At 72.6% G+C, this 15514-nt stretch carries 15 protein-coding genes and 2 tRNA genes; 12 read left to right on the top strand and 5 right to left on the bottom strand.

Features of this window, described 5'->3' with window-relative positions; translation table 11 throughout:
* Positions 1–99 precede the first annotated feature (99 nt).
* Complete coding sequence (locus ACZ4Z1_RS18145; protein WP_468487578.1) at positions 100–1200, top strand: SCO2583 family membrane protein; 1101 nt, start codon at positions 100–102, stop codon at positions 1198–1200.
* On the opposite strand, the gene ACZ4Z1_RS18140 is transcribed toward ACZ4Z1_RS18145, so the two are convergent.
* Positions 1163–2308, bottom strand: a complete 1146-nt coding sequence (locus tag ACZ4Z1_RS18140) for a M48 family metallopeptidase (RefSeq protein ID WP_468487577.1) — start codon at positions 2306–2308, stop codon at positions 1163–1165. The genes ACZ4Z1_RS18145 and ACZ4Z1_RS18140 overlap by 38 nt on opposite strands.
* 140 nt (positions 2309–2448) lie before the next feature.
* On the opposite strand from ACZ4Z1_RS18140, the gene ACZ4Z1_RS18135 reads away from it, so the two are divergent.
* The 10 genes from ACZ4Z1_RS18135 to phsA all read left to right on the top strand — a co-directional run bounded on the left by ACZ4Z1_RS18135 (position 2449) and on the right by phsA (position 10009).
* On the top strand, positions 2449–2619 hold the full coding sequence (locus tag ACZ4Z1_RS18135) for a hypothetical protein (RefSeq protein WP_468487576.1): 171 nt from the start codon (positions 2449–2451) through the stop codon (positions 2617–2619).
* 166 nt (positions 2620–2785) lie between these two features.
* Entirely contained in the window at positions 2786–2947 is a 162-nt protein-coding gene (locus tag ACZ4Z1_RS18130; RefSeq protein ID WP_031001894.1) for a hypothetical protein, read from the top strand.
* Between the two features lie 52 nt (positions 2948–2999).
* Positions 3000–3629, top strand: coding sequence for a nicotinate-nucleotide adenylyltransferase (nadD, locus tag ACZ4Z1_RS18125; RefSeq protein ID WP_468487575.1), 630 nt, complete (start codon positions 3000–3002; stop codon positions 3627–3629).
* A gap of 60 nt (positions 3630–3689) precedes the next feature.
* Positions 3690–5582 carry an LCP family protein gene (locus ACZ4Z1_RS18120; protein WP_468487574.1) on the top strand — a complete coding sequence of 631 codons (1893 nt, stop codon included), beginning with the start codon at positions 3690–3692 and terminating at the stop codon, positions 5580–5582.
* A gap of 254 nt (positions 5583–5836) precedes the next feature.
* Entirely contained in the window at positions 5837–6271 is a 435-nt protein-coding gene (rsfS, locus tag ACZ4Z1_RS18115; RefSeq protein ID WP_468487573.1) for a ribosome silencing factor, read from the top strand.
* On the top strand, positions 6268–6921 hold the full coding sequence (locus ACZ4Z1_RS18110) for a histidine phosphatase family protein (RefSeq protein ID WP_468487624.1): 654 nt from the start codon (positions 6268–6270) through the stop codon (positions 6919–6921). Before rsfS ends, ACZ4Z1_RS18110 begins: the two co-directional genes overlap by 4 nt.
* A gap of 149 nt (positions 6922–7070) precedes the next feature.
* Positions 7071–7143: transfer RNA gene (locus ACZ4Z1_RS18105), tRNA-Ala, on the top strand.
* Positions 7144–7408: 265 nt separating this feature from the next.
* Positions 7409–7663: a hypothetical protein gene (locus tag ACZ4Z1_RS18100; RefSeq protein ID WP_468487626.1), complete on the top strand. Its 255-nt coding sequence runs from the start codon at positions 7409–7411 to the stop codon at positions 7661–7663.
* A gap of 3 nt (positions 7664–7666) precedes the next feature.
* Positions 7667–7900 carry a hypothetical protein gene (locus ACZ4Z1_RS18095; protein WP_073761452.1) on the top strand — a complete coding sequence of 78 codons (234 nt, stop codon included), beginning with the start codon at positions 7667–7669 and terminating at the stop codon, positions 7898–7900.
* A gap of 282 nt (positions 7901–8182) precedes the next feature.
* The gene (gene phsA / locus ACZ4Z1_RS18090; RefSeq protein WP_468487572.1) at positions 8183–10009 is read left to right on the top strand and encodes an O-aminophenol oxidase PhsA; all 1827 of its coding nucleotides are present in this window, start codon (positions 8183–8185) and stop codon (positions 10007–10009) included.
* Between the two features lie 161 nt (positions 10010–10170).
* On the opposite strand, the gene ACZ4Z1_RS18085 is transcribed toward phsA, so the two are convergent.
* Positions 10171–11553 (bottom strand): glycosyltransferase 87 family protein, encoded by a 1383-nt coding sequence (locus ACZ4Z1_RS18085; RefSeq protein WP_468487571.1) that lies wholly within the window; start codon positions 11551–11553, stop codon positions 10171–10173.
* A 168-nt stretch (positions 11554–11721) separates the two neighbouring features.
* Here ACZ4Z1_RS18085 and ACZ4Z1_RS18080 point away from each other — a divergent pair.
* Positions 11722–11794 (top strand) — tRNA-Ala (locus tag ACZ4Z1_RS18080).
* A 34-nt stretch (positions 11795–11828) separates the two neighbouring features.
* On the opposite strand, the gene ACZ4Z1_RS18075 is transcribed toward ACZ4Z1_RS18080, so the two are convergent.
* The 3 genes from ACZ4Z1_RS18075 to ACZ4Z1_RS18065 all read right to left on the bottom strand — a co-directional run bounded on the left by ACZ4Z1_RS18075 (position 11829) and on the right by ACZ4Z1_RS18065 (position 15063).
* The gene (locus ACZ4Z1_RS18075; protein WP_468487623.1) at positions 11829–12218 is read right to left on the bottom strand and encodes a winged helix-turn-helix transcriptional regulator; all 390 of its coding nucleotides are present in this window, start codon (positions 12216–12218) and stop codon (positions 11829–11831) included.
* Between the two features lie 305 nt (positions 12219–12523).
* Positions 12524–14065 (bottom strand): NADH-ubiquinone oxidoreductase-F iron-sulfur binding region domain-containing protein, encoded by a 1542-nt coding sequence (locus tag ACZ4Z1_RS18070; protein ID WP_468487570.1) that lies wholly within the window; start codon positions 14063–14065, stop codon positions 12524–12526.
* Positions 14062–15063: a hypothetical protein gene (locus tag ACZ4Z1_RS18065; RefSeq protein ID WP_468487569.1), complete on the bottom strand. Its 1002-nt coding sequence runs from the start codon at positions 15061–15063 to the stop codon at positions 14062–14064. Before ACZ4Z1_RS18065 ends, ACZ4Z1_RS18070 begins: the two co-directional genes overlap by 4 nt.
* Positions 15064–15514: the final 451 nt, after the last annotated feature.

Below are 15514 nucleotides of genomic sequence, written 5' to 3'. Positions count from 1 at the left end.
CCGGCCGCCGCAAGCGGGAGGCACAGCTCCGGAAGAACCCGCCGAACTTGTCCCGTACCAGGGCGTTTATCGGCGCCTCCACAGACCTACCCTTGTGGTATGGCCGGTGCTGGTGACCCTCCCGAAGGGACCCCCGAGGGCGCCGCGGGAGGCGGAGAGGACGAATACCGATCCGTCGTCTTCGACGAGTCGTTCGTACGAGCTGCACGCCTTCAGGAGTACTCGGCGAGGGAGCGCATGGAGGACCACGCCCGGGCCGTACGCACCCGGCACGCCTGGGCGCGGCTCGGCGGCGCCCGGCAGGCCGTACTCCTCGCCCTGCTGATCGTCATCGCCTTCGGCACCGCGATCTACATGGGCGTCCGCCACCCCTACCGGCCTCCCGAACCGATGGCGGCGGAGCCGCTGCGGTCCATGGTCGTGCCGCTGGCGCCGGACGGCGCCGTGCCGGGCGGGAAACCGGCCGACCTCTTCGCGCGCAGCCCCGCGGCGCAGTACCGCATCGGCGCGGCGGGCGTGAACCTGCCCGCCGTCGAGCGGACCGCGCACTTCTCCGACGGCCAGATCGTCTCCGCCCTGACGCTGGCCAAGGACTACATCGTGCGCTCCTCGATCGACCCCGCCACCCTGACGGGCGGGTCCGTACGGCCGGTGGGGTTGCTGCTCGATCCCGGCCAACTCGACCAGTTCGACCGGAGTCTGGCCCACCCGGCCGACGACGGGCGGCACGCGGCCACCGGCTGGCTGACCCGCTTCGACCCGGACCAGGTGGAGCTGGCCGACCCCGGCGTACGGGTCAGCGGCACGCTTTCGGCCACCGAGGTCAGCGCGGACACACTGGAGGTCAGCGCCGACTTCACCTTCGCCTATGCGCTACGTCCGGCCGGCGCCGAGGCCGCGGCGGGTCAACAGGCCGCCGCTGCCTCGCTGTTCACCGTCCGCCGTGAACTGCGCTTCCGGATCAGCCGCGACGACCTGGGCGACCACCGCCTGGAGGTGCTGCAGAGCAACCTCCAGGCGGGTCCGATGTCCTGCTCCGCCGACGTGTCGGGCACGCTGCGTCCGCTGCTCGCGGGGGAGCGGGCCCGGGACGCCGGGCCGGCGGCCACCGACCCGTACGCCCGCGGCCGTTCGAACACCGGGCTGTGCGGGAAGCTGGCGGCTACTTACCGGCCGGGCCCGGACCGTCCGGCCCGTTAGCGCCGTCCGAGCCGTTCGTACCGTCCGAGCCGTTCGCACCGCCGGAGCCGCCCGTGCCGCCGGAGCCGCCCGGCCGGGAGCCGCCGCGGAAGACCGTGTCCCGCAGCTTGCCGCCCAGGTCACCGGCGCCGCCGGCTATGTCGCGCACCAGGCCCATCAGCGGGTCCTTGCTGGTGCGCACCGACTCGGCGTAATGCGCGGCGGACTCGCGGAAGGAGTCGGAGACCGAGGTGTCCTTGTCCTCGTCCCTGCGCGGGTAGTGGCCGTCCATGATGCGCTGGTAGTCGCGGCTGGCCGCCCACTTCTTCAGCTCGGCCGCCCGCACGGTGGTGAACGGGTGGCTGCGCGGCAGCATGTTGAGCACCTTCAGCACGGAGTCGCGCAGGTCGCCGCCTGCCTCGTACTCCTCGGCCTGCTTCAGGAACGCGTCCACGTTCATCTCGTGCAGGTGGTTGCCGCCGGCCAGCTTCATCAGGCCGCGCATGGACGCCTGCAGGTCCTGCCCGACCAGCAGACCGGCCCGGTCCGCCGACAGCTCCGACTTGCGGAACCACTCGCGTAGCGCCGTCACGATCGCCATGATCGCGACGTTGCCCAGCGGGATCCAGGCGATCTTCAGCGCGAGGTTCGTCAGGAACAGCAGGATCGTGCGGTACACCGCGTGGCCGGACAGCGCGTGGCCGACCTCGTGGCCGATGACCGCGCGCATCTCCTCCTCGTCGAGCAGCTCGACCAGGCCCGTGGTCAGCACGATGATGGGCTCGTCCAGGCCGATGCACATGGCGTTCGGCACCGGGTCCTGGTTCACGTACATCGGCGGGACCTTCTCCAGGTCCAGGATGTAACAGGCGTCCCGCAGCATGTCGTTGAGGTGCGCGAACTGCTGGTCGCCGACCCGCACCGAGTCCGACAGGAACAGCAGCCGCAGGCTGCGCTCCGGCAACAGGCCGCTGAGCGTCTTGAAGACGGTGTCGAACCCGCTCAGCTTGCGCAGGGCCACGAGCGCGGAACGGTCTGCCGGGTGCTCGTAGGCGCGGGACGAGATCCCCGGGAACCGCCTGCGGTCCCGGCTCGGTACGCGCTCGCTGCCGCCTGGGCTCTCCGTCATTGGGGCCTCCCCCTGTTCGACTGCGTGTGATTCAGACTAGAGGACGCCACTGACAGCCATTTGGATGCCCAGGCGTACGCTGGCGAGCGCACCAGGGCCCGCAGATGCCCACATGCCCGTACAAAGGGAGCGCTTCAGTCATGCCGAACCCGAGCGTGCTGCTCGCCGCCGCGGCGGAGACCTCGAAGAACGACGGCCCGGGATGGATCCTGCGCACCGTCCTGATCGTCGGCATCCTCGGGGCCGTGCTCCTCGCATGGGTCCTGCTGCGCAATTACGGGAAGGACAACAGCGACGACGACCGGGGCTGACCCCGCCCCTGCCCGGTCCGACCGCCCGCCCACGGGCCCGCGGCGGCCCCGCGGACGGGCGTACGAACGCCCTCCCGGCGGAGTCGGCGTGAGACGCGGGTGAGCTCGCGCATACGATGTGGCGGAAGTCTCTGTCCGACCCCACCCCGGATTGGTTCTGCCGACGATGAGCCTGCACACCACCGCACAGCACCTGGTCACCCTCGCCGAAGGCGGTCAGGAGGGCGGCGCGCACGAGAGCCTGAACCCGTTCGTCACGGGCGGCGGCGCGCTGATCGCCCTGCTCCTGCTGCTCTGGATCACCACCCGTTTCAACCGGGACCGCTGAGGGCGGGCACCGGGACCCCGGCACCGCGCAGCGCCCAGTAGGGTCTGCACGCATGGGAGAGCAGACAGGGCCCGTGAAGCGGCGGCTCGGAGTGATGGGCGGGACGTTCGACCCGATCCATCACGGACACCTGGTCGCCGCCAGCGAGGTGGCCAGCCAGTTCCACCTCGACGAGGTCATATTCGTCCCGACGGGGCAGCCGTGGCAGAAGAGCCACAAGACGGTGTCGCCGGCCGAGGACCGCTATCTGATGACGGTCATCGCGACCGCGTCCAATCCGCAGTTCTCCGTCAGCCGGATCGACATCGACCGCGGCGGCAAGACGTACACCATCGACACGCTGCGGGAACTGCACGACCTGCACCGTGACGCGGACCTCTTCTTCATCACCGGCGCCGACGCGCTCGGCCAGATCCTGACCTGGCACGACGCGCCGGAGCTGTTCTCGCTCGCCCACTTCATCGGGGTGACCAGGCCCGGGCACCTGCTCGCCGACCCCGGGCTGCCCGAAGGGGCGGTGTCCCTGGTCGAGGTGCCGGCCCTGGCCATCTCCTCGACCGACTGCCGGGCGCGCGTCGCCCAGGGGGACCCGGTCTGGTACCTGGTGCCGGACGGTGTCGTGCGCTACATCGACAAGCGCGAGCTGTACCGCGAGGACCTGACCGGCCACGACGGCCGTTGACATCTGTTGCCGACGGCCGCCGACGACGACCGCCCACGGGGCTCACGGAAAGGGGCACCGGTGAACGACCGACACGACCCGTACGTGCCGCAGGACCCGTATGCCCAGGACCAGCAGGGGCAGCCGGGGTACACCTACGACGCCTACGGGCAGCCGGTGTACCGGGAGGCGCCGCAGCAGGCCGCGTACGACCAGTACGGGCAGCCGGTGGGCTACGACCCGTACGGCGCACCGGCCCAGCCCGATCCGTACGACCCGTACGGATCGCAGCAGCAGGGCGGGCAGCAGTACGGCGGGCAGGCGGGCGCCGGGCCGCAGGTCCCGGGGCAGGGAGCGGTGCAGGCCGACGCGGGGCACCAGGGGTACGGCTACGACCCGTACGGCCATCAGCAGGCGGCTCAGCAGGCGCAGTATCCCCAGCAGACGCAGCACCCTCAGCAGTACGACCCGTACGGGCAGCCCCAGCAACCTCACCAGCCCCAGCAGCACGTTGTGCCGCAGCAGACCCAGCAGCAGGGCTGGATCCCGCAGCAGTCGGCACAGCCCTCGTACGAGCAGGTCTCCTACCAGGAGCCGGAGCAGCAGCCGTACGGGCAGCCCGCCCAGGAGACCGCCGCGCGGACCCCGCGCGCCGGGGCGCCGGGCCCCACGGATCGGATGCCGGGCCAGGGCGCCGCACCGGGCTCCGGGAGCGCCGCGGACACGGACTACCGCACCGAGCAGTTCTCGTTCATCGAGGAGCCGACCGAGGACTCCGAGGACGTCATCGACTGGCTCAAGTTCACCGAGAGCCGTACCGAGCGGCGTGAGGAGGCCAAGCGGCGCGGCCGCAGCCGCAAGGTCATGCTGATCGTGCTGCTGGTCCTGCTGCTCCTCGGCGGCTTCGGCTACCTGTGGTGGGCGGGCAAGCTGCCCGGCCTCTCGGGTGCCGAGGCGGGCAAGGAGGCCGGGGGCGCCGGCGAGAAGCGCGACGTGCTCGTCGTGCACCTGAAGGACCCCAAGGGCAACAGCTCCACCGCGCTCCTGGTGGACAACGAGAGCGCCCACAAGGGCACCACCGTCCTGCTCCCCAACAGCCTGGTGGTCTCCACCGAGGACGGCGGGTCCACGACGCTGGCCAAGTCGGTCAAGGACCAGGGCATCGACCCCACCAGGGAAGCCCTGAACACCCTCTTCGGCGCCGACATCAAGGCCAGCTGGCGGCTGGACACCCCGTACCTGGAGAACCTGGTCGAGACCACCGGCGGCATCACCCTGGACACCGACGCCACCGTCCCCGGCGCCAAGAAGGGCGACGGACCGCTCGTCAAGCAGGGCAAGGCCCAGGAGCTGAACGGCCAGGCGGCCGTGGCGTACGCCACCTACCAGGCGGCCGGCGAACCGCAGACCAAGCAGCTGGAGCGCTTCGGCCAGGTGATGCAGGCCACCCTGAAGAAGGTCTCCAGCGACGCGGACGGCGCCACGGCCACCGTGAAATCGCTGCTCCAGGTCCTGGACCCGCCGCTCACCGAGGCGGAACTGGGCAGCTCGCTCGCGCAGCGCGCCGAGCTGGCGAAGGCGGGCGCCTACGGGACGACCCTGCTGCCGGTGCAGCAGGACGGCACGCTCAGCCGGCAGGCGGCGGACGGCGTGGTCAAGGAGGTGCTCGGCGGCACGGTCGAGAAGGCCGACCCCAGCTCGACCCCGCGGATCAGCGTCCAGAACGCCACCGGCAAGAAGGAAGCGACCGACAAGGCGCGGATCTCGCTGGTCAACGGCGGTTACTCGTTCGTCGACGGCGGCACCGCCGCGGCCAGGCCCGCCTCCGAGGTGACGTACGCGGACGCCGCCCAGAAGGCGAAGGCCGAGGAGGCCGCCAAGACGCTGGGGCTGCCGGCGGGCGCGGTCAAGCAGGGCAAGGTCGCCTCGAACGCCGACGTGGGCGTGGTGCTGGGGCAGGACTACAAGGGCTGAGGACCGCCGGGGGCGGTACGGGGCCGCGGGGCCCGTACCGCCCCCGGGCGGTGTACGGGACGGCCGCCCGGGACTGTCCGTAAAGCCTGGTGGGAGTGTCGGCGGTCCGTGAGACCCTTGGTGGGTACCAGAGAGCCTGTGTCATGACGCCGGTCGGGCGCATGTCGCCTTGCGATCGCACGCACCAGACGACATGCGCTGATCCGACCGGAGTCACGACACGGGCTCTGACCACCGATCCCGAAAGCTGGATTGTGACCGCCACCGACCGCTCCATCGAGCTGATCAAGGCCGCCTCGCTGGCGGCCGCCGACAAGCTCGCGCACGACATCATCGCGTACGACGTCAGCGACGTGCTCTCGATCACCGACGCGTTCCTGCTGGCCTCGGCCCCCAACGACCGCCAGGTCAAGTCGATCGTCGACGAGATCGAGGAGCGGCTGAACAAGGACCTGGGCGCCAAGCCGGTGCGCCGCGAGGGCGACCGCGAGGCCCGCTGGGTCCTGCTCGACTACGTGGACATCGTCGTCCACGTCCAGCACAGCGAAGAGCGCGTCTTCTACGCCCTCGAACGCCTCTGGAAGGACTGCCCCGAGCTGGACCTCCCCGAGGAGGCCGAGGCCACCCGCGGCAAGGCCGCCGCGCACGCCGAGGCCACCGCCGCCGAGCAGGACGGAGACCTGAGCTGAACGGCACCAAGGGCGGCCGTGGCCGCCGGATAGTCCTGTGGCGGCACGGCCAGACGGCGTGGAACCTGGAGCGCCGCTTCCAGGGCTCCACGGACATCGGGCTGACCGAGGAAGGCGTGGCGCAGGCGCGGCGCGCCGCCCGGCTGCTCGCGGCCCTGGAACCGGACGCGATCATCGCCTCCGACCTCAGCCGGGCCATGACCACGGCCCGTGAGCTGGCGGCCGTCACCGGCCTGGAGATCACGTACGACGAGGGGCTGCGCGAGACGTACGCGGGCGCCTGGCAGGGCCTGACCCACGAGGAGATCGTGGCGCAGTACGGCGAGCAGTACGCGGCGTGGAAGCGCGGCGAGCCCGTACGGCGCGGCGGCGGCGAACTGGAGACCGAGGTCGCCGACCGTGCGGCCCCCGTCGTGGAGCGCAACGCCGACAAGCTGCCGGACGGCGGCACCCTGGTGGTCGTCAGCCACGGCGGCACGATCCGTACGACCATCGGGCGGCTGCTGGGCCTGGAGTCCCACCACTGGGAGGGGCTGGGCGGCCTGTCGAACTGCTGCTGGTCCGTGCTGGGGGAGGGCGCCCGCGGCTGGCGCCTGATGGAGCACAACGCCGGCACCCTGCCGGAGCCGGTGCTCGGCGACGACGACTGAGCGGCCCCGCGGCCGGACCCTGCGGCCCGGTGGACCGTCACTCCGGAGGCCCGGAGCGACCGGATTTCACATTTGGGCTGGTCGCAGGCTAGAGTTCTTCTTGTTCGCGGCGCCGCCGGGGAAAACCCCGGAGGAGCGGAACAAGACCCGGGGCTATAGCTCAGTTGGTAGAGCGCCTGCATGGCATGCAGGAGGTCAGGAGTTCAATTCTCCTTAGCTCCACACCTCGGATGATCCCGTCTCCCACTCTGGGAGGCGGGATCATTTCGTGCACCGGCGGGCGCACGAACCGGCGCGTACCGGGGTAGACCTCGCCGGAAGCCCGCGGTGCGGGAGCGCGCGGCCGGTCCGCGTTCGAGCCCGGCGCCCCCGGCGCTCCGGTCGTCGTACGGCGGTGTGCTGGCACAACGGGTACGGCGGCGGGACTGACCCGGTCGGCGGTCCGTGGCAGAATTCGGACGGCGCCGGCAGGGGAGGAGAGAACGCGATGCCCACGAGCATCATGGAGGAGGTCGACGACCTGCTCGACGCGGCCGCTCCCGCGCGGAGCGCCGGCCTGCCGCCCGAGGACGCTTCCCTGCCCCGTGCCGACTTCCCCGGCCGCTCCGCCCGCCCTGCCGACGGTACGTACGGCGCCGTACTCCAGTGCCCGTCCTGCGGTTCGGCCCACGTGGCGCAGGTGCTGGGCGACAACGGCGGCATCTCGTTCGTGTGTACGGCCTGCGGCCACAGCTGGAGCTGACTGATGGGCGCTCACAGCAGGAAATGCGACTGGTGCGGCAGCGGGACGCCGATCGTCCGGGACATGGAGCCGGTCAACCCCGACTACCAGTACTGGTGCGAGGAGTGCGCGCGGGCCCTGGTCATAAAAGGCGACCCGATCGAGACGTACCGCGAACTCGACGGGGAGCCGATCTACGGGCGTCTGCTCGACGAGCACTGCACGCTGAAGCGTTTCTATTCCTTCGCGACCGCCTGAGGGGCGCGGCGGGGCGTCCGGTGGCGCGTACGGCAGCGGTGGCCGGCGGGGCGTCCGGCGGCGCCCAGCAGTGGGTCGTGTGACGGTTCCTGACGGGCCCCCAGCTTTGGCCAAGGATGACGGCGTACCTACCGGATGAGCCGGTGTTGCGAGCATCAGTGCGAAATTTCCCGTTGAAGGCGGAACTCCGTGCGAAGGGCGGGGCGTTGTCCGCGTGAAAGCTGCCGCCGGAGACGGCCGGCGGCACGGGGGAAGCGATACGGGGGTCGCATCGTGAGCGACATGACCATCCAGCCTGTCCGGGAGGCGTCGGCGGACCGGCCGTCCGGTGCGCCGCACAAGCGGGCAGCCGCCGCCGGACTGACGCCCTTCGTCGACGAGCTGCGCATCCCGCCCGTCCTGCGGCCCAGCCGCAAGGAGGCCCTGCGCGGCATCGGCATCGACCAGACCACCACCTGGGTCCGGCTGCACTCCGAACTCCCGCCGACGAAGGTGTGGGCGTACGAGGGCCATTACCCGGGCCCGACCATCGAGGTGCGCCGCGGCCGGCGGCTGCGCGTCAACTGGAACAACCGCCTCACCGGCGCCTACCCGGTCACCGCCGCCGAGGCGAAGCCCTTACCGGGCGCGCCCTTACCCACCGACGAACCGGGCCGGGTGAACAGCACCCTCGTGGAGGGCGTCGCCGATCTCCCGCCCTGGACGGTCACCCACCTGCACGGCGCGGTCACCGGCGGCGGCAACGACGGCTGGTCGGAGAACGCCGTCTCGCCCGGCGACACCCAGCTCGCGGAGTATCCCAACGACCACCGCGCGACGTGCTGGTGGTACCACGACCACGCCATGGACATCACCCGGTGGAACGTCTTCGCGGGCCTCGCCGGAATGTACCTGGTCCGCGACGACGAGGAGGACATGCTGCAACTGCCCTCCGGCAACCGGGAGATACCGCTCGTCATCCAGGACCGCAACCTCGACACCGACGAGGACGGCCGCCTGACGGGCCGTCTGCTGCACAAGACGCAGATCGTGGCCCAGGACAAGCAGGGCAAGAACGTCTCCCTGCCCTTCACCGGCCCGTACACCCTCGTCAACGGGGTCATCTGGCCCCGTGCCGACGTCGCGGCCTGCTGGTACCGCTTCCGCGTGCTGAACGCGGCCAACAGCCGCACCTTCCAGCTGCGGCTGGTGGACGATGCGACCGGCGCGCCGGTGACGGGCGCGGTGTGGCAGATCGGCTCGGACGGCGGCCTGCTGCCGCGGCCGGTCCCGGTGGACGGCCCGCTGCCGATGGCGTCCGCCGAGCGGATGGACCTGCTCATCGACTTCGGGCGGCTGCGCGGCCGTACGCTCCGGCTCGTCAACGCCGCGGCCGGGGTCATGTATCCGGACGTGATGCAGTTCCGGGTGGGCGCCACACAGGTGCGCGACCCGTTCGTGCTCCCGCAGGTCATCTCCCCGTCCTTCGAACGGCTCACCCACGGCACGGCGCCCGGGCACGAGCACCGGCTCGTCGTCCTCACCCCGCCCGGGCCGGTCGGCAACTTCCACCCGGAGATGTGGGAGATGCGCGAGATCCCCACCCCGCCCGTGCAGGAGCCCACCGAAGGGATCATCCAGATACGCGGCGCGGACGGGAAGGACCGCACCTACCGCCGTACGGCCCGGATGTTCGACGACACGCTGGGCCACACGGTCCGGCACGGCGACTGGGAGCAGTGGAGCTTTTTGAATCTGGGCGGCGCCGGCATCCACCCGATGCACATCCACCTCGTCGACTTCCAGGTCCTGAGCCGGGACCGCTACCCGGCGGACCCGGACAGTCCGTACGACAACGAGATCGGCGGCACCCGCGCCCCGCTCCAATACGGCGGTACGGCCCCGACATCCCCGGGCGATCAGGGCTGGAAGGACGTCATACAGGTCCCGCCGGGCCAGATGGTGAACGTACTCGCCCGCTTCCAGGGAGCGAAGGGGCGGTTCATGTACCACTGCCACCTGCTGGAGCACGAGGACATGGGGATGATGCGGCCGTTCGTCGTCATGCCGCGCGAGGTGCTGAAGTTCCACCACCACCAGCCGGGCGGACACGACCACGGCACACGCTGAGGCAGGGCGGTACGGGCCGGGCGCGCCGGGCGACCGTGGCGCAGCGGGTGCTCGGCCGGCGTGCAGCGGGTGTGCAGCCGGGCGGCGGCTTCAGCGCCTCGGCGGCGGCTCAGCGCCCGGTTGTGCCCCGACGGTGGCTCAGCGCCCGGTTGCGCCCCGGCTCAGCGCCCCGGCGTGACCGTCCCCCGGCCGCTGTCGGACGCAGCCGTACCGGGCCCCGCGTCCGGCAGCGCACCGCCCCCACCCGCACCATCCCGCCGCACCAGTACGGCGGTCAGGGCCAGGAAGACCAGCCCGGCGATCGGATAGATCCCGGACAGCAGCATCTGGCCGCCGTTCTGGTGCAGTTCCTCATGGTGGTGGTAGCGGTGCGGCACGAACCACAGCGCGAACGAACAGAAGAGGAGGCCCATCGCGAGCGTCCCCGCCCACCAGCGCCGGCCGGCCCGGCTGCCGAAGCCGCCGTGGCCGATCGCCTCCGAGCCGAGCAGGATCAGCATCGGTACGCCCCACACCCAGTGGTGCGACCAGGAGATCGGGCTGACCAGCAGCGCGGTCACGGCACAGGCGACGCCCGCCCAGGCCCGGCGGCCGCGCAGCAGTGCGCCGACCGCCACGGCCAGCCCGAAGACGGCCACGACGGCCGCGGCCACCAGCCACCACAGACCCGGGTCGTGGGTGTGCAGCAGCCGGGCCAGCGCGCCGCGCAGCGACTGGTTGGCGGTGATCTCCACCTCGCCGACCCGGTCGGCGGCAAAAATGATCTCCGTCCAGAACCGCCGGGAATCGTGCGGCAGGACGAACGCGGACAGCAGCGCGGTGCCCAGGAAGGTGAGGCAGGCCACGGCGGCCTGCCGCAGCCAGGGGTTCCACGCGCCCCGCGGTCCCGCGCCCGCCCGCAGCCGCTGCCAGGCCCGTACGAGCCCGGCCAGCGCGAGGAAGACGGCGAAGAGGGCCGGGGTGAGCTTGATGCCGGCCGCCAGCCCGATGCCGACACCGGCCCACCGGTTGGTGTCCTTACGGGTCAGGTCCCACAGGACCAGCACGGCGAGCAGCAGGTTGATCTGCCCGTAGCGCAGCGTCGTCCACACCGGCTCGCACCAGACCAGCAGCGCGGCCACTCCGAGCGCCGCGGCGAGCGGCGGCACCCGCTTCGGCCGCCCGGCGAGCCGCAGCCCCAGATGCGCGACGGCGACCAGCAGCAGGAGGTTGCCGAGGGTGGCGAGCGTACGCATCTCCGGCACGCCGACCAGCGTCAGCGGGGTGAACAGCAGCGCCGCGAAGGGCGGATAGGTGTTGGGCAGGTTCGCGGAGGTCGCGACCATGTCGTACAGGTCCTCGCCGTTGCGGGCCGTCCAGCCCTCGGCGCGGTAGACCATCAGATCGACCATCGTCACGTGCGCCAGCCGCTGCGCGACCCAGAAGGCGACGAAGGACAGCACACAGCCGACCGCCGCCACCAGCAGCGGACGGCGGCGGACGAAGCTCCTCAGCGGGGCGGGACCGCCGGGTGCAGCGGACTGTTCCAGCTCCAGCGCGGACACGGCGTACAGCTCCCCAGGACGAATCGGACACGGCCCGCCGACAGTACATCGAGCCCTCCCCAGGGGGCCTCGGACAACCGATTTGGCAGAAGGCGGGGAGAGCCGTGTAATGTAGGCGATGCCGCAGCGGGGAGCCGCAAGGAAAAGAACCGCGGCGGACCACAGCAAGGGGCTATAGCTCAGTTGGTAGAGCGCCTGCATGGCATGCAGGAGGTCAGGAGTTCAATTCTCCTTAGCTCCACAGAAGGGCCGACGGTGAGGTGACTCACAGAGGTTCACAGGATCCCGTCCGATCTGATTGATCGGACGGGATCTTTCGTTGTCCCGGAACTCGCTCCCCAGATCTTCGCTTCCCGGGTCTCCGGCGCCGGGCGGCGTTGGAGTCGGTCCCTGGGCCCCGCCGGCGTCAGGGCTGCTTCCGTGACGGACGGGCCGCGCGCTTCGTAGCGGCGCCGGTTGTCGGCGATCTCCTTCCGGTGGGGGGTTGCCCATTTCCCGAACGCGACGGCGGAAGCCGGCAGTGGCGCGTCGAGCTCCGTCAACGTGTAGTCCGCGCGGGGCGGGACGCGGGCACGGACAGTACGGGGCACGAGGGCGTCGCGCTTCAGCTGTCGCGGCGTCAGCGTGAGCGTCTGCCGGGAGATGCTGGTGAGGGCGCGATGCAGCTTCTTCCGAAGGGCAGGGTGCGGTTACGGAGTTGGCCGAACGGCCCGAACCCCGACCGGGGCGATCACGCACGCCGCGCAGACCTCGGTCGCGGGCTTCTCGGCACAGTTGGAACGGCATGTGCCGGGCGTCGTGGTTGCGGTCCAGCACGTCTTGCCCGGCGTGCGCCGCCGGGGCGACGGCGCACTGCTGCTGGCCGCCGGCGTCTTCTCGGCGGTCCCGGCACCCTCCCCGGCCGATGTCGGCATGGTTATGGCCGGATTGCCGAGGGGGCGGGTGTGGTGGCTGCCGGGTGGGGCCGCCGTCACGGCTTCTCCAGGCGTAGGGCGAGGGCGGGGCAGCGGCTGACCGCGCGCTGGGCGCGTTGGTGGAGGCGGGCCGGGAGGGCGGTGTCCGTGATCAGCGGGTAGCCGTCCGGGTCGAGGTTCACGGCTTCCGGGAGGAGCCGCGCGCACAGGCCGTGCCCCTCGCACAGGGTCCAGTCCACCGCCAGCCGCCCCGCGGCAGCTGTCGGTCCCGCGGTCCCTGTGCCCGTGCCGTCGGCCGCGTCGGCCGTTTCCGGTGCGGGGAGGGGGAGCACACCGGCGGTCTCCCGGCCACATCCGCTGCCCAGCGTGTGCGCGGCGAGGTCGTCCGCGAAGGCGTCCAGCGCGGAGAGCACGAACCGTACGGCGCCGTCGGGGTGCCTGCAGGCGCCGCGCCCGCTCACGGTCTGCGCGGTATGCCGTACGCCTTCCAGTGCCTCCTGGCCGCCGCCCGCCAGGATGTCCGCCAGCGCGTGGGCCACGGAAGGCAGGCCCAGGCGGCAGGGTCCGCACTGGCCGGACGATTCGGCCGCGAGCCAGCGCGCTACGAGCAGGGTCTCGCCGAGCGGGCAAGTACCGGCGGGCACCGGCAACACCGCGCCAGCGCCCAGCGCTCCGCCGCCGGCCGCGAGCGATTCGCGGGTGACCACCGTTGCGTACGCTGTCGCGGCGTCCAGCCAGGCGCCGTGGTAGCCGCCCACCAGGACGCCGCCGGGGACCGGGTCGGCGGCGCACATCTGGAGGACGTACGGAAGCGGCACCCCGCTCGGCGCCTCGACGACGGTGGGGGAGGGCACCGCGCCGGACACGGTCAGGAGCAGGGTGCCGGGCTCGCGGGGTGCCCCGGCCGCGGCGTACCGGTGGGCGCCCATCCGGGCTGCGACGGCGAGTTGCGCGAACGTCTCGGCGTTGGCGAAGAGCGTGGGCGCGCCCCCGAGCCCGGACTCGGCGGCCCGCACACGCCGCCCCGGCGGCAGCGCCGGTCCGCCCTCCGCGGCCCGGATCAGCGCGGACGCCTCGCCGGAGACGAGCCGTTCCGGTACGCGGACGAGCCGGGCGCGCAGCGACCGCCCGCGGCGTCGGTCGCTCAGGCCACGTTCGGCCAGCGCGTCCCGTACCGATCGCTCGGCCGTGTCCTTGGTCACCCCGACCACCAGCGTGCGGGCGCCCAGGGCGTCGGCGGCGAGCAGCGCGCCGTCCAGGACGAGGTGCGGCGCGCGGCACAGCAGGACGGTGTCCTTGCGGCAGGCGGGCTCGCCCTCGCAGCCGTTGACGACGACCGCGGGCCGGGTGCCGGAGCGTCGCGCGTGGTGGGCCACCGCCTCCAGCTTCCGTACGAGGGGAAAGCCCGCTCCGCCACGGCCGCGCAGCGCGATGGCACCGGCCAGCTCGGCCAGCCGGCCGGCGGACAGGGACGGCGGTGAGCCGTGGGTGAGCAGGTGGGCCCGGCGGTCGAGGCGCTCGGCCTCGTCGAAGCCCGCGGTCAGCCGGGGCAGGCCGATGACCTGGACGGGCGGGACGTCGGGCAGCGGGCCGGTCACGGTCGGCTCCTGCCGTGGGAGGCGGGCTGGGCGGGTTCGGGGTGGAGGGCGTGCCGTCCGTACGGAGGCGGTGCGGGGGCCGGGTACGGAGGGGGTGGTCCGGGGGCCGGGTACGGGGAGGGGGGCGAGGTCTCCGGGTACGGAGGGAGCGGTGGGGCGGGTGGGGTGGCGGCCGTACGGGCGCGCAGCCGGACCCGTAGGACGTGCGGGAGGAAGGCGCGCGCCAGGAGGGCGGCGGCGACGGCCGCCAGGCACAGTACGTACCCGGTGGTGACCCAGCCCGAGGGGGCGCGCCCGGATTTGAGGCCGTGTACGAGCGCCAGGCACCAGGCCGGGTAGGCGCAGGCGTGCAGGGCGCGCCAGCGTTCCGAGGCACGGCCGCGGCCGGCGAAGGCGCTGCGGAGCGCGCCGGTCGCGGCGGCCAGCACCATCAGGTAGCCGGCCACCGCCCCGAAGCCGATCAGCGTGGACGCGCCGCCGGGCGTCCCGGTGAACGGCAGCAGCGCGTTCAGGACGTGTGCGTGCCCCTCGGCGACCTTGACCGCGATGTGCAGGGCCAGGAACCCGAGCGAGGCGGTGCCCAGGGCCCGGTGGACGCCCTGGGCGAGCAGCCGGCTGCGGGGCAGCAGGACCGTACGGCCCGCGGCGACCAGCCCCCAGACGACGGCGGCCGTGAGGGAGACGAGCGTCAGCACGCCGCCCGTGAAGTCGAGGAAGCCGCGCAGCGGGTCGGTGCCGGAGAGCAGGAGGAGGGTGAGGGCGGCGACGGCTCCGGCGGCGAGTACGGGACGGCGGCGCAGGCGGGGGCGGCGCGGGGCAAGGGATGCCGCCGGACCCGTAGGGGCTGTGTGGCGCGGCCCGTCCCGTAGGCCGGAGCGGCGCCGGCCGGGGCCCGGGCGGGACAGACCAGGGAGGCGGGCAGGGATCCGGACAGGGAGGCCGGGTAAGCCGGGGGGCCGCGGGCCGGGGGCGGCGCGGCTCTTGCGGTGGGGGCGCATGGGGGAAAAGTAGGGGGGCGCGGCATCGGGGCGGCGGGCTTTCCGTAAGCGGCGTGGAGCGGGGCGGTGCGCTGCTACGGTCGGCCGTCGGACTTGCTCGAGAGCCGATGCTGTCGGTCGTCGGGTTGGTCGGGGGTGTGGCCACCGTCGGCTGTCGGATTGTTCGAGGCTGCCGCTGCCGCTGCCGCTGCCGCTGCCGTCGGCCGTCGGGCTCGTGCGAGGCTGCCTCGACGCGTGCCGGTCGGCGCTGTCGCAGGCCCGCTCGGACCGCCTTCCGGCCGCCCCCACCCGTCCCCGTCCGCCCCCGGAAGCCCCCGCCCGCCGGGGCGCCGCCCCTCGCACAGTTGGACGGCTCGCAGCGGGCCCAGCGGCCCCTGCGGTACCCTGGCGCCATGCGTGCCGTACGCCTTCTGCTTAGCGGGCCGCGCTGATCAGTACCGACCGGTGAGCT

Source organism: Streptomyces sp. NPDC030165 (assembly GCF_055573595.1).
Note: the sequence above shows the minus strand (reverse complement) of the source record. Positions and strands in the feature narration are given on the sequence as shown.